We start from the raw sequence: 22,105 nt of genomic DNA on the forward strand, positions 1-22,105 counted from the left end.
TGTAACAAGCAGGTAAAAGAATGGGTAAATTTAAGTATAAGTTATGTTTTGGGTTAGCAGCCATTATTTTGGTTTTGGATCAAATTAGCAAATTGTGGATAGAAAAAACAATTCCTTTATGGTCAGAAAGAGTTGTTGTTCCTGGCTTTTTTAATTTGGTTCATATTTTAAATAAAGGAGCAGCATTTGGTTTTTTAAATAGGGCTGATATATCGTGGCAAACTTATTTTTTTATAGGTGCTTCTGCTTTAGCAATAGTACTTATTATTCATCTTTTAAAAACAGTCGATAGAAAAGATTATTATTTATTTACAGGTCTTGGTCTTATTTTAGGTGGAGCTTTGGGTAATTTAATTGATAGAATAAGGCTTGGAAAAGTGATTGATTTCTTAGATTTTTATATAAAAAGTTATCATTGGCCTGCGTTTAATGTAGCAGATATTGCGATTTTTTGTGGCACTGTTTGTCTGCTTTTATCATTTTACAAAAGGAAAAAAAATGCATCCAATTTTAATTAAATTAGGTCCGATTACAATTTATACGTATGGTTTTTTTATTGCAGCTGCTATTTTACTAGGGCTAGCTATAACTTCTATAGAAGCTAAGAAAAAAGGGCTTAACAATCAGTTGGTATCTGAGCTTGGTTTTTATCTTGTTTTAGGGGCCTTGATAGGAGCAAGGATTTTTTTTGTAATTATAAGTTGGGACTATTTTTTAAAACACCCATTAGAAATTTTTATGTTTTGGAAGGGAGGATTAGTTTTTTTAGGTGGGGCGATAGGTGCTGCTTTGGCAAGTATCGTTTTCTTTAAAAAATTTAAACAACCTTTTTGGCCTTGGGTTGATAGTATGGCTCCTGGGGTGGCAATTGGTCAAGCCATAGGAAGAATTGGTTGTTTGTGTGCAGGATGTTGTTATGGTAAGCCTACAAGTTTGCCTTGGGCTATTACCTTTACTAATCCAGATTCTTTAGCTCCCTTGTTTGTGCCTCTTCATCCTACACAAATTTATCATTCTTTAGCAGGGTTAACTACTTTTTTGATTTTAATATTTGTTAAAAAGAAATTAAAGAGTGGTCAGCTTTTTGGTTTGCTTTTAATTTTATATGCTGTTTTTAGATTTAATATAGAATTTTTTAGAGGAGACTATAGAGGGACTATTGGTTTTTTAAGTGCCACTCAAGTAGTAGCTATTGTTGTTTTTTGTTTGGGTATTATAATTTTCTGGAAGAGAAGAGCAAAGTGATTTTATAAGGAGGAAAAAAGGTTTATGTTTGGAATTCCTGGAGATAAACTTGTTTATATTCTACCATTACTTATTTTACCTATTTTACCAAATTTATGGGCTATTGTTCATATTTTTAAAAGAGATTTTAATACACCTCAAGAAAAAATGATTTGGTTAGGATTAGCTGTTTTTGTGCCAGTTATAGGAGGTTTGGCTTATGTTTTTGTGGGGAGAAAAAGGGCAAAACGCTGTTAGATTTTGGTTATATTTAAGTGTTGTGGGAATAGTATGTTTAGGGGGCTGTGCAAGTAAACAAGATGTGGATGCATTGCGTTATGAAGTATATTCTACACAATCTAATTTTGTTCAAGAAAATAAAGCACTTAAGCAAGAGTTAGTTGTTCTTAAAAAGCAAATTAAAGATCTTAAAGTTCAATTAGAAAAAACTTCTACACCCGTTAGAGCTACTCAGGCTAATTTATGGGCAGAAGTGGAGAGTTTGCGGGTTCAGGTGGCATCTTTAAGTGGAAAAATAGATACAATTTTACGAGAGCAAGCAGCAACACAAAATGCTACTAATAACGCTACTAAGAGCGTTGATGAGCTTACTCATAAAGTAGAGGCTCTTGAAGGTAAGTTGACTGCATTAAGTAGTAGATTAGGTATAGATTTGGAAGAAAGCCTAGATAAACCTCAAGATCAGGCAATAAAGAAAAAGCCTATTATAGAACCAGATAATCCAGAGGATCTTTATAAAAAAGCTTTAGATTCTTTTTATAAAAGAAAATATGATCTTGCTCAGACTTTGTGGGATGAGTTTGTTCGAGAATATCCTAAGCATAAATTAGTTCCTAACGCATATTTTTGGCAAGGAGAATGTTTTTTTCAAATGGAAGACTATAAACGAGCAATTTTAGCTTATCAAAAAGTAATAGAAAGATTTCCAAAGTCGAGTAAAATAGCGCCTTCTCTCTTAAAACAGGCTATTTCTTTTGCAAAAATAAAGAAAAATAAGGCGGCTATTTTATTGTTAAAAGATGTTATAAAAAAATTTCCAAAAACTATAGAAGCTAGGCGAGCCAAGGCATTTTTAAGTAAATTGGAAGGAGCTAAGTAGATGAATAAAAAATATCCCTCTAAAATTATTGCTTTACATTTTGCCTCAGGTGTATCCCGACAACCTATGATGTGTAATTTAGCAAGAAAATTTGATTTAACGTTTAATATTTTAAAAGCCAGGATTACTCCAAAAGAAGAAGGACATATGATTATTGAGCTCACGGGTCCAGAAGAGGATTTTCAAAAAGGTCTTTCTTATTTACAAGAAAATGGTGTTTCTATTCAAGAAGTAGCTCAAAATATCGCTAGAGATGAAAATTTGTGTATGCATTGTGGAATTTGTTTAAGTTTGTGTCTTACTGGTGCTTTATCTTTAAATCCAAAAACTAGGCTTATAGAGTTTAATCCTGAAAAGTGCACTGCATGTGGAAGATGCACAAAAATTTGTCCTGTGAAGGCCATGCAGGTCCAAATTGACACTAATGGTGAATAATCGTATATAGGATAGTAGTATGGACATTTATGAGAAAGAGAAGATGTTGTTATGAACCAAGAGAGTAGAACTTTTTCTAGGGTTAAAACCCGTTTGAAGATGTATTTTAGGCCAACTTCTAAAGATGCAAGGCCATTGTTTTTAGGGTGCGTTGGTTGTGAGAGTCAATCCACAGGATTTGAAGACTTCCATTCTCCCCACCTTCCAAAAGAGTTTTTTGATTTTTTGCTTAACTTAGACAATAAGCTAAATATGATTTTAAATTTTTTAAGCCAAAAAACTTTAAGTCAGGAATATCCATACCAAGGAGAAGTTATTGAAATAAGTGGGGCAGGTTTTAAATTTATTTCCTCTACTCCTGTGAAGGTCGGAGATTTTATAGAAGCAGCTGTTGCGTTGTCTTCTGTGCCTCCTGTATTGATAGGCGTGGTAGGTGAAGTTATTCGAGAAGAAATTATTCATGATCAAAAAATATATGCTTTTAAATATGTTCACATTAGGGAATCTGATAGAGAACAAATCGTACAATTTGTTTTTAAAGAACAAAGGGAGATTCTACGTGAACAACGGCTTTAATTTAGATTCGCTAGAAGAGATTAACAAGTTGGTTTTTTTATATCTTCAAGCTAGAGGAGGGAAGAGCTTTCCAGGATTTATTCACAATTTGAATAATTATTTGCATCTTTTAAAGATGCAGCACTCTCTTTTAGAAAAAAAGATTCAAAAAGAAACATTAGAAGATATTCCTGTGTATTTTGAGCGCTTTGCTCAAGCTTTTAGCGGAGTAGATAGATTAGTTAGCTTAGCTGGTGAAAGAGATTTTTATTTAAGTAAAGAAATAGAACGTTTTAGTATAAATAGTTTTATAGAGTGGTTTAAAGATTTTTGGGTTAATGATTTGTTTTTTAAACATCAGATAAAATTAAATATTTGTTTAAATATAGATTCTCCTTTGCAACTTGCACCTTATATTTTAACTTTTTGTTTGGAAGAAGGGCTGTTTAATATATTAGAAGAATTACAGGACAAAGAAGGAACCTTTGATCTTTCTTTAAATGTGAATAAAGTAGAACAAGATATAATATTTGAGCTTATCTCTCCTACTGTATTAAAGGTAAAGAATCCCTTTGATCCTTTTGTTTCCACTAAGAAAAAACATTTAGGCTTAGGTCTTTTTTTAGGGGCTAAACTACTTTCTACTTGTAAAGGGAGTTTAGATTTATTTGCTAAAAATGACTTAACTATTTATCAAATAATTATTCCTATAAAAAATTAGGAGGCACTTTTTGAAAGACTTAAGTCAAGAAATATTGGATAATTTGAGCTCTAAGTTGGAAGTATCTTTAAAAGATGTTATAGCAGAGGTTTTAGAAAAGGAGGTTAGCAAAGCCTTAGCTAAGACCTTAATGGAAAGTGAATTTTATCGAAATTTAAGTGAGGAACTTCGTTCAGGTTTAAAAAATATTTATAGTAATATTGAGGAAACAAAAAAAACAGGTCTTTCTCAAAAAGAAACAGAATATTTATTAAATGAAACTTCTGATCAACTTGATGCTATTTTACGAACCACTGAGCAAGCCACAATGGAAATAATGGGCTTAGTGGAAAAACATTTAGATCAGATGCCTCAAATAGAGGAGATTTGTCAGAGAGTAAAGAAAGGTCAGGTTTGTCCAGAAGATGGGTTTACTCTTTTGGCTTGGCAAAAAAGCTTAAATCAAGACCTTTTATCTATTATGACTAGTCTTAGTTTTCAGGATTTGACAGGGCAACGAATTAAAAAGATTATTGATGCCTTACGTCAAATAGAAGAACAAGTGTTTCAACTTTATGTATCTTCTAGTCTTAGTTTAAAAGTAAAAGAAAAAAATCCTGATAAAGATTTTGAAGAAATAAAACAAGAAGCCCAAGCTAAAATGTCGGAATTAAAAGGACCTCAAGAAAAGGTAAAGCAGGAAGATGTAGATGAACTCTTAGCTGAGCTGGGGTTGTAGGTTTCTACTATCTATCGGTCTTTCTCATTTCTATTATTTTTTAATATCTGGCTCAAAAAATATCCATTTTACTTGAGGGAAATGTTTTTTTAATATTTGTTCGCATTGATTAATATCATTAACTAGTTCTAGTGCTGATTTTTTTAAATTCATTTTTGCTTTGACAGCCACCATAACATTAGGTCCTAGTTGAAGAGTAATAAGATTTAAAACTTGTTTTATTTCAGGTTGTTTTTCCAAAAGCTCAATTATTTTTTCTTTTATTTCTGGTTCTACTCCTTGTCCTATTAGTAGTTCGTAAACTTCACTTCCAATTGCTAAGGCGATTACAATAAGTAAAATCCCTATCAAAATACTTCCTAAGGCATCATAAAAAGGATTTTGGGTAATGATACTTAAAACTATAGCTAAAAATGCAAATGTTAAACCTATAATTGCTGCACTATCTTCTCCAAATACTACCAGGAGTTCGCTTTGACGTGTTTTTTTAAACCAGGTCAATAGAGTTTGATTTTTACGTACTTTATTGATTTCTTTAAGGCATCCAATAAGAGATATGCCCTCTGCTAAAAGTGAGAATAGAAGCACTCCTAGAGCTAAAAATGGGTAAGAAATTGTTTTTGGATGTTTTAGTTTATAAAAGCCTTCGTAAATAGAAAACATTCCTCCCATAGAAAATAAAAGCAAAGCAACAATAAAAGACCAAAAAAAGATCGCTTTACCGTGCCCTAAAGGATGTTTTGGAGTAGGAGGGCGACGTGATAACTTTAATCCCCATAAAAGCAAGAGTTGATTTCCTGTATCTGCTAAGGAATGGATAGCTTCTGCAAGTAATGATCCTGAACCAGTAAAGAGTGCTGCTCCTAGTTTGGCAATAAAAATTGCTAAATTTGCTCCTAAGGCAAAAAAAATGGATTTTAAAGAATTGGGTTTGGGCATGACTCGTTTGTAATGGTGTTATGTTAATTACCTATTTTAATGAATTTAGCGCCAAAAAAATATTCTTTTTCTGTTTGGAAATTTGGTTTAATTATGCATTCTAATTTAACTTTAGAGGAATATTTTTCAAGTAAAAAATTTACTTGTTCCTCATTTTCTTTTTTGGTGACTGTGCAAGTAAGATATAAAAGCACTCCTCCTTTAGGAAGTACTTGAAAAGTATTGGAGAGGAGTTTTTGTTGAATAGCGGATAATTGCTTAATATCTTTTAAACTGCGTTTCCATTTTATGTCAGGACGTTTTGCTAAAACTCCAAGCCCAGAACAAGGTGCATCTAATAAGATAGTTGTTACTTTTTTAAAAGGAGGTTGTTTGGCATCTGCTCTAAAGATTTTTGGTTTAAGATTCCAAACATGAAGTTGTTGTTTTAAAAAGAGTAGTCTTTTTAGATTAATATCACTAGCAAAAGGCTTAAACCCAAGCCTATAAAGAACAAAAGATTTGCCCCCACTTCCAGCACATGCATCCCAAATAGGTTCTTTTATTTGGGAGATTAATTTTAAAAGTATTTGTTGGCTAGCAAGACTTTGGGGATAATAAGGAATATTATTTTTTTTAAAAAAGGAGAAAATTTTTTCTTCCCACTTGGGTTTTATACTAAATCCACAAGGTGTTTCTTGTAAAATCCCTGGTTTTAGCTCTTTAGGAATGGTTATAGGTTTTAAGAGTAAAAGGGATGTTGGAGGTCGTTTAAGAGAAGATTTTAAGAAATTCTCCACATCGGTTTTGTTTTGTTCTTTTAAAAGCAGTTCTACTATCCAAAAAGGCATTGAGTATTTTCTAGACAAAAATGTAGCCAGGGATGGATTGTCTTGTTTAAAGATAGTATCTGTTAGATCTATTTGTGTGCATTTTCTTAAAACTGCATTTACTAATCCGCCAAGTTTGGCATTATATTTGTTTTTAATAAGGTTTACACTCCAAGATAAAGTGGCATAGGCTGGGATTTTAGATAAATAATAAAGTTCATAACAACTTAAGCCCAACACAATTTTTATATCCAAGGGAAGTTTATTCCATTTAGGTAAAAATAAAGTCTTTAAGAGATATTCTAATTGTCTTTTATATCGAAAATATCCATAGCAGAGTTCTGTAAGTAATGCTTTGTCTTGTTGATTTTCTAATTGGTTTAGGGATTGATTAAGTACAGCTTGTAAATCTTGGCCATTGAGAGTTTTTTTTACTATTTGTAATGATGTTGATCTAATAGGATCAATTTTTTGTTTTTTCATTTTTGGATTACAAAGTGTCCCAAAGCTTTTTCTACTTGCTCAATAGGTACTAGAGTATCTAGGCAAGGCCCTTTAGGTCGTTGGTTTAAAATTCCATAGACAGGTAGCGGATAGGTATCTTGTATTCCACTGGCTAGGTCTCGTTCACAAGCTACAGCGATAATCATTTTAGGTCTTGTCTGGACTACAATGCGTCTAGCAATAGTACCTCCAGTGGCTATGGCCATATGTACTCCAAATTTTTTATGTAATTTAATAAGGTCAGCAATAGGGCATTTTCCACATAGTTTGCAGTTGTAGATATTGTAAGTAAGGCGTCTTGAACATCGACTATTTTGTAAACAATGAGGTAAAAGAAGCAGTACTTCATTTGGAGAATATTTTTTATATTCACTTAAGACTAGTTCGTTATTTACTTTAATAAAAGATGCTCGTACTTTTTGTTTTGAGATGTCAAAAAGTTTCCCTACTAAAACCATAAGAGGTAGGAAAAATTTAATAGTAAGCCCTCTAATTTTGTGGGCAAATAAAATATTTCGTTTCCAAAGAATACTTAATACTAATCCTAATGATGACCACGCAATAAATAAAATAAGCACAATAATAATAAAGCCTAGAATATAAGGAGCAAAAGGATGGATGGACTTTAAGCCTATGTAAGGAATAAGCCAAAGTAGAATTAAAAACAGAGAGAGTAAAACAGAGGTAAGCGTAATTAAACCAATAAATAATCGTTTTTTAGCCGGAATGGAGTCAGATATTTCTTCTAAAAGAGATTTATATTTGTTCACTTTTTTGGTGCTGTTTTACATTTACTTAAAAATCCACAGAAAAATGCCGTAGCATCCATTATTTTACTATTTGCAGGTTTTAATTTTGATACTAAATAAAATCTGTCTTTACAAACAAAAAAAAGAGTATTGTCTTCTATTTTAGCAATTTGACCTGGTTTAAAGTTGTGATTTTTAGGTAGCTGGTCGCCTACTTTTCCTGGGAAAAGTTGTACTTGAATATTTTTCCCATCTGCTTTGGTAAAATAAAAAAAAGCTCCAGGCCAGGGATAGAGCCCACGAATTTGATTGTGAACCTCTAGGGCTGATTTGTTAAAGTCTATTAATCCTTCTTCTTTACAAAGTTTTGGAGCATAAGAGGCTCTTTCTTCTGGTTGAGGAAGAGGGGTTAATTTTCCTTGGCTCATTTTGGTAAGAGCTTCTACAATGAGCTCTCCGCCTAAGTTAGCCAATTCATCATGGAGAGAAGCAGCAGTATCATCAATTCCAATGGCAAGGGCTCTTTGCAGTAAAATTGGCCCTGTATCCATGCCTTCATCCATAAGCATAATAGTAATTCCTGTTACTTTTTCGCCATTTAAGATAGCTCTTTGAATGGGAGCCGCTCCTCTATATTTAGGCAATAATGATGCGTGTACGTTTAAAGGAGCTATTTTGGGAATTTCTAAAACACTTTTAGGTAGAATAAGTCCATATGCAGCTACAACTAAAAAATCTGGATCTAAAGACTTTAAGGTTTCTATAGCTGCTGGCTCTTTAAAAGTTTTAGGTTGAAAAATAGGTAGGCCGTGTTTTTGGGCTAGTTCCTTTACAGGGCTACACTTTATTTTTCTACCTCGTCCACATGGTCTATCAGGTTGGGTATATATTCCAACAATATCTCCTTGCGGCCATTTTAAGATATATTTTAAAATAGTAGCCGCAAACTCAGGAGTGCCCATGAAAACTATTTTTTTCTTTGTTTGAGCCATTTTTTTAGCCTTTTATCATAAAGATTACGTTTTAGCCTGCTGATGCGATCAATAAACAAGATTCCTTCTAAGTGATCTATTTCGTGTTGGAGACAAATCGCCAGTAATTCTTCAGCTTCTAACTCTATTTTTTCTTTGTCTAAATTTGTAGCAACTACTTTTACCTTGGCTGCTCTTTTAACTTTTGCTCTATAACCAATAACACTTAAACATCCTTCTTCGCTTTCTATTTCACCTTCTCGATAGATAATTTCAGGATTAATCAAGGTTAAAAGAGATTCTCTTTTTTTAGGTCCAGAGATGTCCACAGTTATTAAGCGAATATTTTGGCCTATCTGGGGAGCAGCTAAACCAATTCCGTCATTTTCATACATGGTAAGGGCCATATTTTGGGCCAATGTTTTTATTTCTTCATCTATGGTTTCAATGGGTATAGATTTGCGGGTCAAAATTTCATTAGGATAGGTAATAATTTTTAAAACTTCGCTCATTATCTTTTAAACCTCTTTTAACACTATTGTTTTGTGAGAAAATTTGTAACATGCTTAGCTTATTTTTTTTCTTTTACTTTAAGCCCCAACTCTCTTAATTGTCTTGAGCTTACTTTTGACGGAGCTTCTGTTAGTAAACAAGTTGCTTTCTGAGTTTTTGGAAAAGCAATAACATCTCTAATTGATTTTGCCTTTGTCATAAGCATAATAATACGATCAAAACCAAAGGCAATACCTCCATGAGGAGGAGTCCCATATTTTAAGGCTTCAAGTAAAAAACCAAATTTTTCTTCTGCTTCTTGGGAATCAATGCCAAGTACTTTAAACATTTTATTTTGAAGGTCTTGAGTATGAATACGAATAGAGCCACCGCCAATTTCATGACCGTTTAAAACTAGATCATAGGCTCTGGCGAGGACCTTTTCAGGTTCTTTTTCAAGTAAAGCTAAATGTTCTGGTTTAGGTGCTGTAAATGGATGGTGTCTGGCTACCCAACGTTTTTCTTCTTCATCCCATTCTAGAAGAGGAAAATCAACAACCCAGGTAAAGGCATAAGTGTCTTTTGGAATTAGATTAAACATTTCAGCTAATTTTATTCTTAAATAACCTAGGGCTGTATTTACTATCTCAGGATTTCCTGCTTGGAAAAAGACAATATCCCCTACTTTTAGATCTAGAGCATTAGTTATTCCTTGTTTTTCTTCTTCACTTAAAAATTTAGCAATAGGAGATTGCCATTCATTATCCTTGATTTTTATCCAAGCCAGCCCACCAGCTCCATATATTTTCACTAATTCTGTTAAATCATCGATTTCTTTTCGGGATAATTTAGCTCCTTGGGGTAATTTTAAGGCCTTTACTAAAGAGGCTTGTTTAAATAATCTAAATTCAGAATTTTGAACAATATGGGTAATATCTTTTAACTTTAGATCAAATCTAATATCTGGCTTATCTAAACCATATTCTTCAATAGCTTGGGCATAACTTAGTCTTGGAAAAGGCAAGTTGACCTCTATATTTAGAATATCTTTAAATAGCTTGGCAATAAGTCCTTCTGCCATTTGAATTACATCTTCTTCTTCTACAAAAGACATTTCTATATCAATTTGAGTAAATTCTGGTTGTCTATCTGCTCGTAAGTCTTCGTCTCTAAAACATTTAACAATTTGGTAATACTTATCAAAACCAGAAAACATTAAGAGCTGTTTAAAAAGTTGTGGTGATTGTGGAAGTGCATAGAAACTTCCTTGGTTTAATCTACTTGGGACTAAAAAATCTCGAGCCCCTTCAGGAGTTGATTTAGTTAAAATGGGTGTTTCTATTTCTAAAAAACCACATTCATTGAGGTATGAACGGACGCTTTGGGCGGCTTTGCTGCGTGTAATAATATTTTTGGTCATATAAGGCCGTCTTAGGTCGAGATAGCGATATTTTAAACGAAGATTTTCCGAAACTTCTGCTCTGTCTTCAATAAGAAATGGAGGAGTTTTAGAATTGTTTAATATCTTAAAATCCTTAACAACAACTTCTATTTCTCCTGTTTTTAATTTTGGATTAATCATGTCCTTAGGCCGAGGTCTAACTAGACCTTTAATAGCAATAACATCTTCACTTCGTAAGATATGAGCTTTTTCTAAAGCATCTTTGTTTACTTCTGGAGCAAATACTACTTGAGTAAGGCCTTCTCTGTCTCGTAGATCAATAAAAATAAGTCCACCATGGTCTCTTCTAAATTGAACCCATCCCATAAGACAAACTTCTTGGCCATCATTTTGCAAAGTTAACTCTGCGCAGTGGTGGGTTCGTTTCCAACCGTTTAGTTCATCTAAAATAACTTTTCTTTGTGTTTCCATATTTATCCCCTTTTAAGCTATAGTGCGTAAAATTATATAATTAAGAAGAGTAATCTTAAAAATTAATGCCTAGAGCTTGTTCTATATCTTCTAGAGCAATGGTTTGTTGAAGACCTGTTTCCATGTTCTTTGCCTGAATTACTCCTGAGGATAATTCATCTTCCCCTAGAATAAGGCAAGTTTTAACCTCTTTTTTGTGAGCGTATCGTAGTTGGCTTTTTAGACTTTTAGCCTCAAAACTTACCTCGCCTTTAAAACCTTTATTTCTAAGTTTTTGGGCAAGTAAAATTGCCTGATTAAGGGCTTTATCAGAAAGCACAGCTAGAAAAAAATCTTGTTTAAAGTTGTTTTGTTTGTCTAGCAAAAGGGCAATACGCTCCATGCCACAGGCAAAACCTAGACCTGGAATATCAGGTCCACCTAAATTTTTAACTAACCCATCATATCTACCGCCCCCTGCAATAGCGCTTTGAGACCCTATATTAGGATTTTCTGCAATTATTTCAAAAGTGGTTCTTTGATAATAATCTAAACCTCGAACTAGGAGGTGGTTTAATGTATAATTGAGCCCAGCTTTATCTAAAATAGCAAGAACATCTTTAAAATGTTTTTGACATTCTAAACAGAGAGAGTCTATTATTTTTGGTGCAGACGCAACCATTTCTTTGCAGGTAGAGACCTTACAATCTAATACTCGTAAAGGATTGGTTTGTTTCCTTCGTTTACAATCAGCACATAACTTTGATTCATCAATATGTTGAAGAAAAGATAAAAGTTTTTGTTTAAACTGTGGCCTACATTTGGGACATCCCAAAGAATTTATTTCTAAATGAAAATTATCTAATTTGAGGGCAGTAAGATAATGCCATAACATAAGAATTAACTCACCATCAGCCTGAGGAGTAGTAGGCCCAAAAAATTCTACATCGATTTGATGAAATTGTCGCATGCGCCCTTTTTGAGGACGTTCATACCGAAACATAGGCCCAAGGGTAAAATATTTGGCTATACTTCCTTGGGAAGGGCCTGATTCGATAAAAGCTCTTACCATTCCTGCTGTTGCCTCTGGACGCAAAGTGAGACTTCTGCCCTTACGATCTTGGAAAGTATACATTTCTTTTTGAACAATGTCTGTTTCTCCGCCAATAGTTCTAGCAAAAAGCTCTGTTTTTTCTACAATAGGAATACGGACTTCATTACAGCCATAAGCACTAAAAACTTGTCTTGCTGTTTCTTCCATTTGCACATACACAGTGCTTTCAGGTGGAAATAGATCTGCAAAGCCTTTGATTTTAGTTATTTTGTTCATTTGTTTACCTTTAAGATTATAATAATTGCTTTGTATTAAATTTTTTCTTAAGAAACTGATTTTTGTAGTGCAAATAAGGTAGACTTGTCAAAGTTTTAAAGGGAGTGGATATGAAGGGTGAGTTAAAGGCTCTTGGTTTTGTAGGATATAAAAATTCAGGGAAGACTTCTTTAATTGTAGAAGTGGCTAAAACCTTAACAGCTCAAAAATATAAGGTAGTGATGGCAAAATTTTCTCATCATGACTTTGATCGTGAGGATACAGATACAAAGAAATTTAAAAAATGTGGGTGTATAAGCATAGGATTAAGTGAAAATGAAACGTTTATAAGTTGGCCTTTTTTTAAGTCCTTAACAGATATTTTGCCATTGTTAGACGCAGATGTTTTACTAGTAGAGGGCGGAAAAGATTTAGGATGGCTTCCGCGTATAGTTTTGCCTAAAGACGAAGAAGATTTTGATAAATTGGATAATGGTTTAGTGTTGGGTTATTATCACAATTCGCTTAAATTTAAGTATAAACAATTTAAAAATCCTGCAGAAGTAGCTTCTTTAGTTTTAGAAAAAGGTTTTGCTTTGCCTGGTTTAAACTGCGGAGCCTGTGGATTTGAAGATTGTTCTGGACTTGGAAAAGCTATTGTTCAAAACAAAGCAGATATTTCTTTTTGTAAGATATTAAATAATAGTGAGACTATCGTAAAAGTAGATAATAAGAGGATTTTACTAAATCCTTTTGTAGAACGAGTATTAAAAAATAATATTTTAGCTGTTTTAACAGAGTTAAAGGGTTTTAAAAAAGGCAAAATTGAGGTTAAATTTACAGTATAGATTTTATTTTTCCACCTTTATTTTCATATTTTTTTGTCTAATTAGAATTGTTAAATTAGTCGTTTTTTATTTTTGGTTAAGATTTTTTGAATCATTTCTTTAAGTCTAATTAAATATTTTCTTTTAATAAAATAATAAAAATATGAGAACATAAATTCCTTCCCGATTTGTATCTTTTGTTGACATAAAATAATTTTTTTCTTTAAGATAATAAAGACAAATTAATTTTTAGGAGGAGAGAGATGCGAGTATCCCTTAAAGTGAAATTATTGTTTTTGATTTTAGGCGGGGTGTTGTTTTCTGGGGTGATAAGCTTTGGAATTTTCGGCTATTATATAAAAGATATATCTCTCTCTTCTTTTCAGGATTCGATTCAGAAATATTTAAATCAATTTGACCGCAGTATTAATATATTTATTAACGAGTCCAAAGCCAATGTAGATGCTATTACTAAATTTTATTTAGTAAAAAAAATAGACGATAGTCTTACTTCTCATATAGATACCAATGAAGCTACCAAGACCATTCCGCGGGAAGATGATAAGTTAGGCCAGAAAATAGTTTTATTTATGAAAGCAATTCAACAAAGTCATCCTAATTATTTAGATGTGTATATAGGAACAAAGTATGGAGGATTTTTATTAGCTAGGGTAGATACTCTTCCTGCCCATTATGATCCGCGTAAAAGACCTTGGTATAAAGAAGCTGTCCAGCAAGCAGGAAAAATTATTATATCTAAAGCCTATACTTCTACTACAGGAGATGCAACCATAAGTATTGCCAAAACCATTTCTAAAAATGGAGAAATTTTAGGAGTTGCTGCTATAGATATTTCTTTAAAACTGCTTACCGAAATGGTAAAAAAAGCAAAGATAGGGCATGCAGGTTATATGTTGTTGATTCAAGATGATGGAGTAATTTTAGCTGACTCTAAAGATCCTCAGAATAATTTTAAAAAAATTAATGAAGTTAAACCGATTTATTCTAATTTATTTCAGTATGATAATACTTTTAAAGAAGTAAATATAGATGGAGTTAACTATTATGTTCAAGTTAAGACTTCAAAAATAGGTTGGAAGTTTTTTGTCTTTATCCCAGAATCTGAAATTATGCAAAATGTGTATAACTCTATTACTACAGCTACAATTTACTCAGGTATAGTATTAGTAATTATTGTAGCTGTCATTTTGTTAGTAACTCAGTTTAATATTTTGAAACCTCTTAGTAAAACAGTTGCTTTTTCTCAAGAAATTGCAAATGGAAATTTAAATGCAAAAATTAGCTTAAAAAATAGAGATGAGCTTGGAGATTTGGCAAATGCTTTGAATAATATGGGAGAAAGACTTAAAAGTATGTTTAGAATAGATGAGCTTAGAGAACTTACAGAAGTCCTTACTCGTTCTTCAGGATCAATGAATGAAATGTCAGATGAATATGCAAAACGAGCAGAAAGTATTGCAAGTAGAGCAAACACTGTTGCTGTTGCTGCCGAAGAAATGAGTGTAAATATGAGTAATGTAGCTCAAGTTATGGAAAGGTCGGCAGAATCGAGTAATACAGTGGCAACAGCTTCAGAAGAAATGAGTGCTACTATTGCTGAAATATCTAATAATACAGAAAAAGCAAAATCAATGACCACTGAAGCAGTAGGCAAAGCCCAGAATACTTCTGAACGAGTAAATAATTTAGGTGAGGCTGCTAAGGAAATTTCAAAAGTCACAGAAACTATTACAGCTATATCCTCGCAAACTAATCTTTTAGCTTTAAATGCCACCATTGAGGCAGCCAGAGCTGGGGAAGCTGGAAAAGGGTTTGCTGTAGTGGCTAATGAAATTAAAGAATTAGCCCAACAAACAGCAAATGCTACAGAAGAGATTAGGCAAAAAATTGACAATATTCAAAAAGCAACAGAGGTTACTGTAGAAGATATTAAGGACATTACCCAATCTATTAGTGATATTGACTCCATTATTTCTACTATTGCAGCAGCAGTAGAAGAACAATCTACCACCACTAGAGACATTGCAGAAAATATAGGCAGTGTTTCTCAACATATTGGAGAGGTAAATGAAAATGTAAATCAGAGCTCTCAAGTTGCAGGAGATATAGCCAAAGATATTTCTACAATTAATAGTGAAGTAAATGAAATGGCCACAAGCTCTGCTTTGTTAAAGGAAAGTGCTAAAGAACTTATTGCATTAGCCCAAAAATTAAAACAAATTATTAGTAATTTTAAAGTTTAATCATGCGTAGAAAAGATAGGGAAGCCTCTTATGAACAGGGGATAGAAATATTAAAAAAAGCAAAATACGGAATTTTGTCTTTAAGTTCTAAAACAGGCACTCCATATGGAGTGCCTGTTAATTTTTGTCTTGTAGATACATATATTTATTTTCATACAGCTCGTACAGGTCAAAAAATAGACTATATTCCTAAAAATCCATTGGCTTGTTTTTGTGTTGTAGAAGATGTTCGGATTTTAGCAAAACAGTTTACTACGCTTTATAAAAGCGTAATTGTCACAGGACAGATAAAAGAAGTATTTTGCAGAGAAAAAGAAAAGGTCTTGAAATCTTTGATTCAAAAATATTCTCCCGCCTATCTTTTAAAAGGCGAAAACTATATTCGTGCATTTCAGCATAAAGTTAGAGCCTTCAAACTATCTGTTTCCTCTCTTAGCTGTAAAATCAATGATATTTCTTAGGTTTTTTGCGTGTTCATGAGAAAATAGCTAACCAAAAGTTAGTTTTTACTAATTTTTCTTGACAGGGAAATTGCGTTTGGTTAATCAGGAGTCGTCTTTTGTGAATGTTTTAACTTTTGAGGAGGGCAAAATGGAATTTTGGCTAATAATGTTTATTGTAGGCATAGCTTGTTTGGGTTTGGTGTTTAGAGTAAAAAGAATTTTTTATTCCAGCGTTAGCAGGAAAGGGTCGTGTTCTTCTTGTGGAGGTGGTTGTAGTTTTTGTGCCAATAAAATTATGGATTTTTGGAGGTAATTTTTTTGCTTTTAAAGTTAGGAATACCTAATTAAAAATTAATTTTTTTATTTAAAATTCTTGTTTTTGGTTAGTTATGGCAAATTAATTTAAAGGAGGGTTTAAAATGAGAGAGGTGGAAGCGATTCGTCAAAGTGTTTGTTTACGTCATATGAAGAAAAGGCAAAAGGGGAGAATTTGTTTTGTTGAGGCTAGGGGAGAGCTTGGGCGAAGAATAAAAGACATGGGGCTTATTCCTGGAACAGAAGTAGAGGTTATTGGCAGAGCACCTTTAAAAGATCCTGTTGCTCTACGTTTAAGAGATTTTGTAGTTACTTTAAGAAATAATGAGGCAGATTATATTTATGTTCTTCCTGAAGGAGGGACAAGCAATGAATAAAAAGACAGTGTTAGCGGCTTTAGCTGGAAATCCTAATTCTGGCAAAACAACATTGTTTAATCTTTTGACTGGAGCAAGACAAAGAGTAGGAAATTATCCTGGAGTTACAGTAGAAAAAAAAGAAGGAAGTTTGGCTTATGGAGATAAGGTAATTAATTTTGTTGATTTGCCAGGAGCTTATTCTTTGACTGCTTATTCAGAAGAAGAGCTTGTAGCCAGAAGGTTTATTTTAGAAGAGAATCCAGATGCTGTGGTACAAGTTATAGATTCTACTGTGCTTGAGCGTAGTCTTTATTTAACTGTTCAACTTATGGAAATGGGGGCTTCAGTTGTTTTGGCTTTGAATATGATAGATGAGGCTGAGAAAAAGGGCATAACAATTAATGAAAAGCAACTTTCTTCTTTATTAGGCGTTCCTGTGGTTAAAACAGTAGCTAAAACAGGAAGGGGTAAGCAGGAATTAGTCCAAACTATTGTTGAATTAGGGTTAGGTAAAAGAGAGGGTACAAACAGAGCTCAGCTTGTGGTGTTTTATGGAGAAGATGTTGAATTGGCTATTAAGCAAATGTTGCAGTTAATGGAAAAACATCATTTTTTAGAAACCAAATATCCTTTGCGTTGGGTGGCCATAAAATATTTAGAAAACGATGAAGAGATTATTAAAGAGGGTAATGAGTGTTCTTTGGTTGTGAGTGAACAACTTTTGCAAATAAGGTCCAGATTAGAGCAACACATTAAAGAAACTCTAGGCACAGATATAGAAAGTGTTATTGCAGATTATAGATATGGATACATTGCTTCTTTGCTCAAGCAAGGAGTTTTAAAAAAAGAAATAAGCAGTCAACAGCGGCGTTCGTATTCTGAGCAAATTGATATGTTTTTGACTCATAAGGTTTTAGGCCCTGTGGTGATGCTTTTGGTACTGTATGGTCTTTTTCAGTTAACTTTTTTAATTGGTGAAATCCCTATGGGCTGGTTAGAGAGTTTTTTTGGCTGGCTTGGAGATACTGCGACTAATTTAATCCCTGAGGGTTTTTTGCAGTCGCTTGTTGTCTCTGGAATTATTGATGGTGTTGGTGGTGTTATGGGATTTGTGCCATTAATTTTGGTAATGTTTATTGGGATCTCATTTTTGGAAGACTTAGGATATATGGCTAGAATGGCTTATATGTTGGATAGGGTTTTTCGTTTTTTTGGTTTGCATGGAAGTTCTGTTATGCCCTTTATTGTTTCTGGAGGAATACCGGGAGGGTGTGCAGTTCCTGGAGTTATGGCTACAAGGACTTTGCGGAGTCCAAAGGAAAAATTAGCTACTGTATTAGTCAGCCCTTTTTTGGTTTGCGGGGCAAAAGTCCCTGTATTTATTTTGTTGGCAGCTGCATTTTTCCCTAATAATGGAGCAAATGTTCTTTTTTGGATTACTTTGTTCGCCTGGGCAATGGCACTTATTACTGCTATGTTTTTGCGATCTACTGTTATTAAAGGCGCTAGCACTCCTTTTTTGATGGAGCTTCCACCCTATAGGTTACCTAGTATTAAGGGAGTATTGATCCATGCTTGGGAAAGAGCTTGGATGTATATTAAAAAGGCAGGTACTGTAATTTTAGGAATTTCTGTTTTAGTTTGGGCAAGTATGACTTTTCCCCAATTACCACAAGAAAAGCTACAGTTTTTTGAGCAAAAGATCGCAGCCTTAGAACAACAAATGCAAGCAGCTTCAACTGAAGCAGATAGAGAGGAATTAAAGACAAAGATTGTTGATTTGGAAGATCAACTTGCAGAAGCTTCTTTAGAAAATTCTTTTGCTGGGCGTTTGGGTAAATTTTTAGAACCTGTCTCAAGATGGGCAGGATTTAATTGGAAGACAAATATCGCCTTAATAGGAGGCTTTGCTGCTAAAGAAGTAATAGTATCTACCTTGGGCACAGCTTATTCTTTGGGCGAGGTAGATCCAGAAGAAGCAGAGCCTTTAGTAAAACAATTACAAGCTGATCCTCAATGGAGTAAAGCCGTTGCCATTAGTTTGATTGTCTTTGTCCTTTTGTATGCTCCTTGTTTTGTTACGGTTGTGGCTATGGCCAAGGAGACTTCTTGGAAGTGGGCTATATTCGGAGTTTTTTTTAATACTTCTTTGGCTTTTGCTTTGTCTGTTTTAGTTTATCGTCTTTTATTTAATTTGATATAATTGTTCTTTATGCCTTTTCCCTCCCTCCTATTTCAGGCCATTGTCTTAGATAGCAATGGCCTGAATATAGGGTATATTTTATTAAATTATAAATAAGAGGTATGAAATATAATGTATAATTTAGAGATGTTAACACCTTATAGTAAGTCTGATAAAAATATTAAATTGAGAAACTTAGATAAATGTTCGAAAATCTTTCATCAATTGGCAGAAGTTTTAGGAACAGCTTTAGATGCAAGAGATAGACATACATACCTGCACTCTGTTCAGGTTGCAGATATTAGTTCTATTTTGAGTAATTACCTGCACTTTGATTCCCAAGAAAAAGAAATTTTACACATTGCAGCGCATTTGCACGATATTGGCAAAATAGCAATACCTGACTCTATTCTCCAAAAAACAGAAAAACTTAATGCAGAAGAATGGCAACTTATAAAACAACATCCAGTTGTAGGATGTAAGATTATTTCAGCCTTAAAAGAATGCTTAGGCAGTGTGATAGAAGAGGTTGTTTTACTGCATCATGAACGATTTGATGGGCATGGTTATCCTTATGGGCTTAAAGGGACAGATATTCCTCCTAGTGTAAGAGTGGTTTCTTTGGCTGATGCTGTTTCAGCAATGTTTCAAGATAGACCATATCGTCGGGGACTTGGTTTTGAAGAAATTAAAAGAGAGATATTGTTGAATAAAGGTAAACAATTTTGTCCAGTGGCAGTAGATGCATTCTTGAAAGCAGAAAAGGCAATAAGATTTTATTTAGGTAGATTTAAAAAATGCTCTTTCTTAGAGAAGAAGTAAATTATGGCTAAGATAATTTATAAACCTCATGCTAAAATATACAAAGATTGGATTTTAACTAAAATATTTATTTATTGCTTTTATGTTGCTGTTATTTGTTTTTGTTTAATAGGTGTATATTTTATTGAAGTTAAAAATATAGAATTTTTAAAATATATCTTTATTTTTTTTGTTTCAGTTATGTTAATTTTTTTTCGTCCCATAATTAAATTTTTTATGTATGTTTTGTTTTTTAATAATATAAATAAAATAAGAAAGGTTATAAAAGATTTAAAGGAAGGAACTTTTTCTGTATCTATCAAATTGCCACCAGAAGGTGAAGATGAAGATGAGTTTGTAAAGTTTTTAAGGGATATAAATTGGATGATACATTCTATAGTTAATGAATATTTAAAACTTGAAAAAGAAAAAAAGCAAGTTGAGGAGAGGGCACGTTTTTATCTTCGAGCATCATGTACAGATAGTTTGACAGGTCTTTATAATAAAAAAGCATTTTTTAAATTAATGTATAATATCTTAAGCCAAGGACAAACAGGTTTTTTGATTTTTTTAGATATAGATAATTTTAAAAGAATAAATGATAGATATGGACATTTAGTGGGAGACGATTGTCTACAAAAACTGGCCAAGATAATTTTGCTTTCAATTCGAGAAAAAGTTGATTTTGCTTGTAGGTATGGTGGAGATGAATTTTGTATTTTTTTAAAAACTTTGAAGAAGGAAGTAGTAAAAAAAGTTTTAAAAAGAATGTTTTTATTGTTTCAAAATGAGATAAAGTTGGCTGAAATTTCTTTTAGTTGTGGAATCGTGAATGTAGAAAAAATAAATTTACCTAATAGTCTTGATTTAAAAGATTATTTAGATGATGTTTTCAAAAAAGCAGATGTGTCTCTTTATAAAGCAAAAAAAACTAAAGGAAAAATTGTTTTTTATAATAAAAGTTTTAAAAAATAGGAGATTAAAAATGTGTATAAAAATCAAAAGTTCCATATCAAGTACCGATAAAAAAGAGGAATTAAAAAGATTTATCTTTAAATCATTTAAAGAGATGGGATTACAATTAACAAAGGATAAAGAGCAAGGAATTTTTTTAGAAAGAAAACATAATAAATTAATTGAATGATAAAGTGGTAAGAGTCGTTAATAAGCTTTAAATAATGTTTATCTAGATTTTTAAAGGAAATAACAATGGACAAATCTATACATTTATTAATTCCTACTTTTGCCTTTGCTTTGTTTATTTTATGTCCGCGTATGGCAGCTATGACCACTCTTATTCATAAAAATTTTCCCCAGTGTTCTATTTATGTGTTGGTTTTAGGAGGAGCGTTAATTAGTATCCCTTTTTTGTTTGTTTTAACTTGGTTAGTAGGAAAGTATGGAATACTAGCTGGTTTGGGTTTTGCAATACTGACTGATTTTTTATCTGCTTTGTTGTTAAGTTTTGTTAGTTTAAAGGCAGGTGTAGAAACTTTAATTATTGCTATTTTTGTAGTTATAGGAAGCAAAGTGGCCTCTACTTTAACGGCTAAATTGTTTCCTTAAGATATAAGAATCGTCAAAACTATTTTCAAAGGTTGAGTTTAAACGTTATATTGAATTGATTATGTGTAAGTGCAAAAAAAATATAGATAATGATTTTTTACTAGATTGTAATTGCTGCAAAAAGTGTGGTTGTAGGCATTGTTGCAAAAAGATATTAATTGTTGGAGGAGTTACTAAATTAAAAAGACACTATAAAGATTTAATAGAGTCTTATAATTTTGAATTTATGTATCATGATGGATATGTAAAAAGTGGAGTTAAAAAGTTGGAGAAAATGGTAAAAAAAGCAGATATTATTCTTTGTCCTCTTAATTGTAATAGTCATGGTGCATGTAAATTAACTAAAAAGTTTTGCAAAAAATATAAGAAATGTTGTAAGTTTGTGAAAAGCTCAGGTGTAGCTACGCTTAGAGAAATTATTTTTGAGAGTGTTTAATCTTTTTAATTTTTACCATAAATCTAGTAGATGGGAGATATGTAATAATATAGGTATGTCCTTTTTGATATTCAAAATGGGTAAAATAACTTAAGTCTTTTATTGTTAACTTATTTTCACAATAGATTCTTTTATTTTTAAAAATATTTATTGTCGTTAGTATTCCATTGGAATAAGATATAGGTAGATATACTGGCTTGGAAATAGATTTTACTTTACAGTTTGTTGTTTTTAAATATTTTTTATCATGAAGAAAAAAATTAAAACTATCTTTGATCACAGGTAAACTAAAAAAGAGCATTACAGCAATAGAATTTATTGCAAGTATAATAAAGAGTATCTTTACAAATTTTTTTTCTACATCTTCTTTTTTAGACTGGATAATAGATAATATTATTTTAAGAGTTAAAAAAAATCCTCCTAAATATAAACAATATTCTAGTCCCTTTGCTCCTAAAATGAGCCATGGACTTACTTCTGCACTGCTCATTTTTTTATTTAATGTTTTTAATAA

At 32.5% G+C, this 22,105-nt stretch carries 27 protein-coding genes; 19 read left to right on the forward strand and 8 right to left on the reverse strand.

Annotated elements, in window-relative coordinates:
- Positions 1–20 precede the first annotated feature (20 nt).
- Genes lspA through BLP60_RS06690 form a run of 8 tightly spaced genes read left to right on the forward strand, consistent with a single transcriptional unit; the run spans position 21 to position 4,773 of the window.
- Positions 21–518, forward strand: a complete 498-nt coding sequence (lspA, locus tag BLP60_RS06655; protein WP_092065302.1) for a signal peptidase II — start codon at positions 21–23, stop codon at positions 516–518.
- Positions 499–1,245 (forward strand): prolipoprotein diacylglyceryl transferase, encoded by a 747-nt coding sequence (gene lgt, locus BLP60_RS06660; RefSeq protein WP_092065303.1) that lies wholly within the window; start codon positions 499–501, stop codon positions 1,243–1,245. The genes lspA and lgt overlap by 20 nt, the downstream gene beginning before the upstream one ends.
- Positions 1,246–1,269: 24 nt before the next feature.
- Positions 1,270–1,482, forward strand: a complete 213-nt coding sequence (locus tag BLP60_RS06665) for a PLD nuclease N-terminal domain-containing protein (protein WP_092065305.1) — start codon at positions 1,270–1,272, stop codon at positions 1,480–1,482.
- Positions 1,445–2,344, forward strand: a complete 900-nt coding sequence (gene ybgF / locus BLP60_RS06670; protein ID WP_092065307.1) for a tol-pal system protein YbgF — start codon at positions 1,445–1,447, stop codon at positions 2,342–2,344. The genes BLP60_RS06665 and ybgF overlap by 38 nt, the downstream gene beginning before the upstream one ends.
- Entirely contained in the window at positions 2,345–2,779 is a 435-nt protein-coding gene (locus BLP60_RS06675; RefSeq protein ID WP_092065309.1) for an NIL domain-containing protein, read from the forward strand.
- A gap of 51 nt (positions 2,780–2,830) precedes the next feature.
- Positions 2,831–3,355 carry a PilZ domain-containing protein gene (locus BLP60_RS06680; RefSeq protein ID WP_092065311.1) on the forward strand — a complete coding sequence of 175 codons (525 nt, stop codon included), beginning with the start codon at positions 2,831–2,833 and terminating at the stop codon, positions 3,353–3,355.
- Positions 3,339–4,055 (forward strand): hypothetical protein, encoded by a 717-nt coding sequence (locus tag BLP60_RS06685; protein WP_092065313.1) that lies wholly within the window; start codon positions 3,339–3,341, stop codon positions 4,053–4,055. Before BLP60_RS06680 ends, BLP60_RS06685 begins: the two co-directional genes overlap by 17 nt.
- A 10-nt stretch (positions 4,056–4,065) precedes the next feature.
- Entirely contained in the window at positions 4,066–4,773 is a 708-nt protein-coding gene (locus BLP60_RS06690) for a protein phosphatase CheZ (RefSeq protein WP_092065315.1), read from the forward strand.
- A 33-nt stretch (positions 4,774–4,806) separates the two neighbouring features.
- Here the strand turns inward: BLP60_RS06690 and BLP60_RS06695 are convergent, their stop codons facing one another.
- Genes BLP60_RS06695 through hisS form a run of 7 tightly spaced genes read right to left on the reverse strand, consistent with a single transcriptional unit; the run spans position 4,807 to position 12,419 of the window.
- On the reverse strand, positions 4,807–5,712 hold the full coding sequence (locus tag BLP60_RS06695; RefSeq protein ID WP_092065317.1) for a cation diffusion facilitator family transporter: 906 nt from the start codon (positions 5,710–5,712) through the stop codon (positions 4,807–4,809).
- Positions 5,713–5,735: 23 nt separating this feature from the next.
- On the reverse strand, positions 5,736–7,004 hold the full coding sequence (locus BLP60_RS06700) for a transcription antitermination factor NusB (protein ID WP_092065319.1): 1,269 nt from the start codon (positions 7,002–7,004) through the stop codon (positions 5,736–5,738).
- Positions 7,001–7,795 carry a DUF116 domain-containing protein gene (locus BLP60_RS06705; RefSeq protein ID WP_092065321.1) on the reverse strand — a complete coding sequence of 265 codons (795 nt, stop codon included), beginning with the start codon at positions 7,793–7,795 and terminating at the stop codon, positions 7,001–7,003. The genes BLP60_RS06700 and BLP60_RS06705 overlap by 4 nt, the downstream gene beginning before the upstream one ends.
- Positions 7,792–8,766, reverse strand: coding sequence for a methionyl-tRNA formyltransferase (fmt, locus tag BLP60_RS06710; protein ID WP_092065323.1), 975 nt, complete (start codon positions 8,764–8,766; stop codon positions 7,792–7,794). Before fmt ends, BLP60_RS06705 begins: the two co-directional genes overlap by 4 nt.
- Positions 8,742–9,257, reverse strand: a complete 516-nt coding sequence (gene def / locus BLP60_RS06715) for a peptide deformylase (RefSeq protein ID WP_092065325.1) — start codon at positions 9,255–9,257, stop codon at positions 8,742–8,744. Before def ends, fmt begins: the two co-directional genes overlap by 25 nt.
- A 59-nt stretch (positions 9,258–9,316) precedes the next feature.
- Complete coding sequence (aspS, locus tag BLP60_RS06720; protein ID WP_092065327.1) at positions 9,317–11,110, reverse strand: aspartate--tRNA ligase; 1,794 nt, start codon at positions 11,108–11,110, stop codon at positions 9,317–9,319.
- A gap of 55 nt (positions 11,111–11,165) precedes the next feature.
- Positions 11,166–12,419 (reverse strand): histidine--tRNA ligase, encoded by a 1,254-nt coding sequence (gene hisS, locus BLP60_RS06725; RefSeq protein ID WP_092065329.1) that lies wholly within the window; start codon positions 12,417–12,419, stop codon positions 11,166–11,168.
- Between the two features lie 110 nt (positions 12,420–12,529).
- Here hisS and BLP60_RS06730 point away from each other — a divergent pair, with 110 nt between their 5' ends.
- The 11 genes from BLP60_RS06730 (at position 12,530) to BLP60_RS06780 (ending at position 21,591) form a co-directional block, all read left to right on the forward strand.
- Positions 12,530–13,246 carry a molybdopterin-guanine dinucleotide biosynthesis protein MobB gene (locus BLP60_RS06730; protein WP_092065331.1) on the forward strand — a complete coding sequence of 239 codons (717 nt, stop codon included), beginning with the start codon at positions 12,530–12,532 and terminating at the stop codon, positions 13,244–13,246.
- 242 nt (positions 13,247–13,488) lie between these two features.
- Positions 13,489–15,489 carry a methyl-accepting chemotaxis protein gene (locus BLP60_RS06735; RefSeq protein ID WP_092065333.1) on the forward strand — a complete coding sequence of 667 codons (2,001 nt, stop codon included), beginning with the start codon at positions 13,489–13,491 and terminating at the stop codon, positions 15,487–15,489.
- Between the two features lie 2 nt (positions 15,490–15,491).
- Positions 15,492–15,950, forward strand: a complete 459-nt coding sequence (locus BLP60_RS06740) for a pyridoxamine 5'-phosphate oxidase family protein (RefSeq protein WP_092065335.1) — start codon at positions 15,492–15,494, stop codon at positions 15,948–15,950.
- 130 nt (positions 15,951–16,080) lie between these two features.
- On the forward strand, positions 16,081–16,245 hold the full coding sequence (locus BLP60_RS10595) for a hypothetical protein (RefSeq protein WP_159427702.1): 165 nt from the start codon (positions 16,081–16,083) through the stop codon (positions 16,243–16,245).
- A gap of 106 nt (positions 16,246–16,351) precedes the next feature.
- Positions 16,352–16,624: a FeoA family protein gene (locus tag BLP60_RS06750; RefSeq protein WP_092065339.1), complete on the forward strand. Its 273-nt coding sequence runs from the start codon at positions 16,352–16,354 to the stop codon at positions 16,622–16,624.
- A complete protein-coding gene (gene feoB / locus BLP60_RS06755; RefSeq protein ID WP_092065341.1) occupies positions 16,617–18,809 on the forward strand; it encodes a ferrous iron transport protein B in 2,193 nt (730 codons plus the stop codon). Before BLP60_RS06750 ends, feoB begins: the two co-directional genes overlap by 8 nt.
- Positions 18,810–18,920: 111 nt before the next feature.
- The gene (locus BLP60_RS06760; protein WP_092065343.1) at positions 18,921–19,610 is read left to right on the forward strand and encodes an HD-GYP domain-containing protein; all 690 of its coding nucleotides are present in this window, start codon (positions 18,921–18,923) and stop codon (positions 19,608–19,610) included.
- Positions 19,611–19,613: 3 nt separating this feature from the next.
- Positions 19,614–20,564 (forward strand): GGDEF domain-containing protein, encoded by a 951-nt coding sequence (locus tag BLP60_RS06765; protein ID WP_092065345.1) that lies wholly within the window; start codon positions 19,614–19,616, stop codon positions 20,562–20,564.
- 10 nt (positions 20,565–20,574) lie between these two features.
- Entirely contained in the window at positions 20,575–20,733 is a 159-nt protein-coding gene (locus BLP60_RS10600; protein ID WP_159427703.1) for a hypothetical protein, read from the forward strand.
- Between the two features lie 65 nt (positions 20,734–20,798).
- Positions 20,799–21,155, forward strand: coding sequence for a hypothetical protein (locus tag BLP60_RS06775; protein ID WP_092065349.1), 357 nt, complete (start codon positions 20,799–20,801; stop codon positions 21,153–21,155).
- A 61-nt stretch (positions 21,156–21,216) separates the two neighbouring features.
- Positions 21,217–21,591, forward strand: coding sequence for a DUF2325 domain-containing protein (locus tag BLP60_RS06780; RefSeq protein WP_092065351.1), 375 nt, complete (start codon positions 21,217–21,219; stop codon positions 21,589–21,591).
- Here the strand turns inward: BLP60_RS06780 and BLP60_RS06785 are convergent.
- Positions 21,572–22,081, reverse strand: coding sequence for a hypothetical protein (locus tag BLP60_RS06785; RefSeq protein ID WP_092065353.1), 510 nt, complete (start codon positions 22,079–22,081; stop codon positions 21,572–21,574). The genes BLP60_RS06780 and BLP60_RS06785 overlap by 20 nt on opposite strands.
- Between the last annotated feature and the right edge of the window lie 24 nt (positions 22,082–22,105).

The organism is Desulfonauticus submarinus (assembly GCF_900104045.1).
In the GTDB taxonomy this organism is placed as follows: domain Bacteria; phylum Desulfobacterota; class Desulfovibrionia; order Desulfovibrionales; family Desulfonatronovibrionaceae; genus Desulfonauticus; species Desulfonauticus submarinus.

Coding starts and splice junctions, on each gene's coding strand:
- BLP60_RS06730 (WP_092065331.1), top strand. CDS start 12,530: ATGAAGGGTGAGTTAAAGGCTCTTGGTTTTGTAGGATATAAAAATTCA.
- def (WP_092065325.1), bottom strand. CDS start 9,257: ATGAGCGAAGTTTTAAAAATTATTACCTATCCTAATGAAATTTTGACC.
- BLP60_RS06700 (WP_092065319.1), bottom strand. CDS start 7,004: ATGAAAAAACAAAAAATTGATCCTATTAGATCAACATCATTACAAATA.
- BLP60_RS06765 (WP_092065345.1), top strand. CDS start 19,614: ATGGCTAAGATAATTTATAAACCTCATGCTAAAATATACAAAGATTGG.
- BLP60_RS06785 (WP_092065353.1), bottom strand. CDS start 22,081: ATGAGCAGTGCAGAAGTAAGTCCATGGCTCATTTTAGGAGCAAAGGGA.
- BLP60_RS06775 (WP_092065349.1), top strand. CDS start 20,799: ATGGACAAATCTATACATTTATTAATTCCTACTTTTGCCTTTGCTTTG.
- fmt (WP_092065323.1), bottom strand. CDS start 8,766: ATGGCTCAAACAAAGAAAAAAATAGTTTTCATGGGCACTCCTGAGTTT.
- BLP60_RS06675 (WP_092065309.1), top strand. CDS start 2,345: ATGAATAAAAAATATCCCTCTAAAATTATTGCTTTACATTTTGCCTCA.
- feoB (WP_092065341.1), top strand. CDS start 16,617: ATGAATAAAAAGACAGTGTTAGCGGCTTTAGCTGGAAATCCTAATTCT.
- BLP60_RS06780 (WP_092065351.1), top strand. CDS start 21,217: ATGTGTAAGTGCAAAAAAAATATAGATAATGATTTTTTACTAGATTGT.
- lspA (WP_092065302.1), top strand. CDS start 21: ATGGGTAAATTTAAGTATAAGTTATGTTTTGGGTTAGCAGCCATTATT.
- hisS (WP_092065329.1), bottom strand. CDS start 12,419: ATGAACAAAATAACTAAAATCAAAGGCTTTGCAGATCTATTTCCACCT.
- ybgF (WP_092065307.1), top strand. CDS start 1,445: ATGTTTTTGTGGGGAGAAAAAGGGCAAAACGCTGTTAGATTTTGGTTA.
- BLP60_RS06740 (WP_092065335.1), top strand. CDS start 15,492: ATGCGTAGAAAAGATAGGGAAGCCTCTTATGAACAGGGGATAGAAATA.
- BLP60_RS06695 (WP_092065317.1), bottom strand. CDS start 5,712: ATGCCCAAACCCAATTCTTTAAAATCCATTTTTTTTGCCTTAGGAGCA.
- BLP60_RS06680 (WP_092065311.1), top strand. CDS start 2,831: ATGAACCAAGAGAGTAGAACTTTTTCTAGGGTTAAAACCCGTTTGAAG.
- BLP60_RS06760 (WP_092065343.1), top strand. CDS start 18,921: ATGTATAATTTAGAGATGTTAACACCTTATAGTAAGTCTGATAAAAAT.
- BLP60_RS06665 (WP_092065305.1), top strand. CDS start 1,270: ATGTTTGGAATTCCTGGAGATAAACTTGTTTATATTCTACCATTACTT.
- BLP60_RS06750 (WP_092065339.1), top strand. CDS start 16,352: ATGAGAGAGGTGGAAGCGATTCGTCAAAGTGTTTGTTTACGTCATATG.
- BLP60_RS10600 (WP_159427703.1), top strand. CDS start 20,575: ATGTGTATAAAAATCAAAAGTTCCATATCAAGTACCGATAAAAAAGAG.
- lgt (WP_092065303.1), top strand. CDS start 499: ATGCATCCAATTTTAATTAAATTAGGTCCGATTACAATTTATACGTAT.
- BLP60_RS06735 (WP_092065333.1), top strand. CDS start 13,489: ATGCGAGTATCCCTTAAAGTGAAATTATTGTTTTTGATTTTAGGCGGG.
- aspS (WP_092065327.1), bottom strand. CDS start 11,110: ATGGAAACACAAAGAAAAGTTATTTTAGATGAACTAAACGGTTGGAAA.
- BLP60_RS10595 (WP_159427702.1), top strand. CDS start 16,081: ATGGAATTTTGGCTAATAATGTTTATTGTAGGCATAGCTTGTTTGGGT.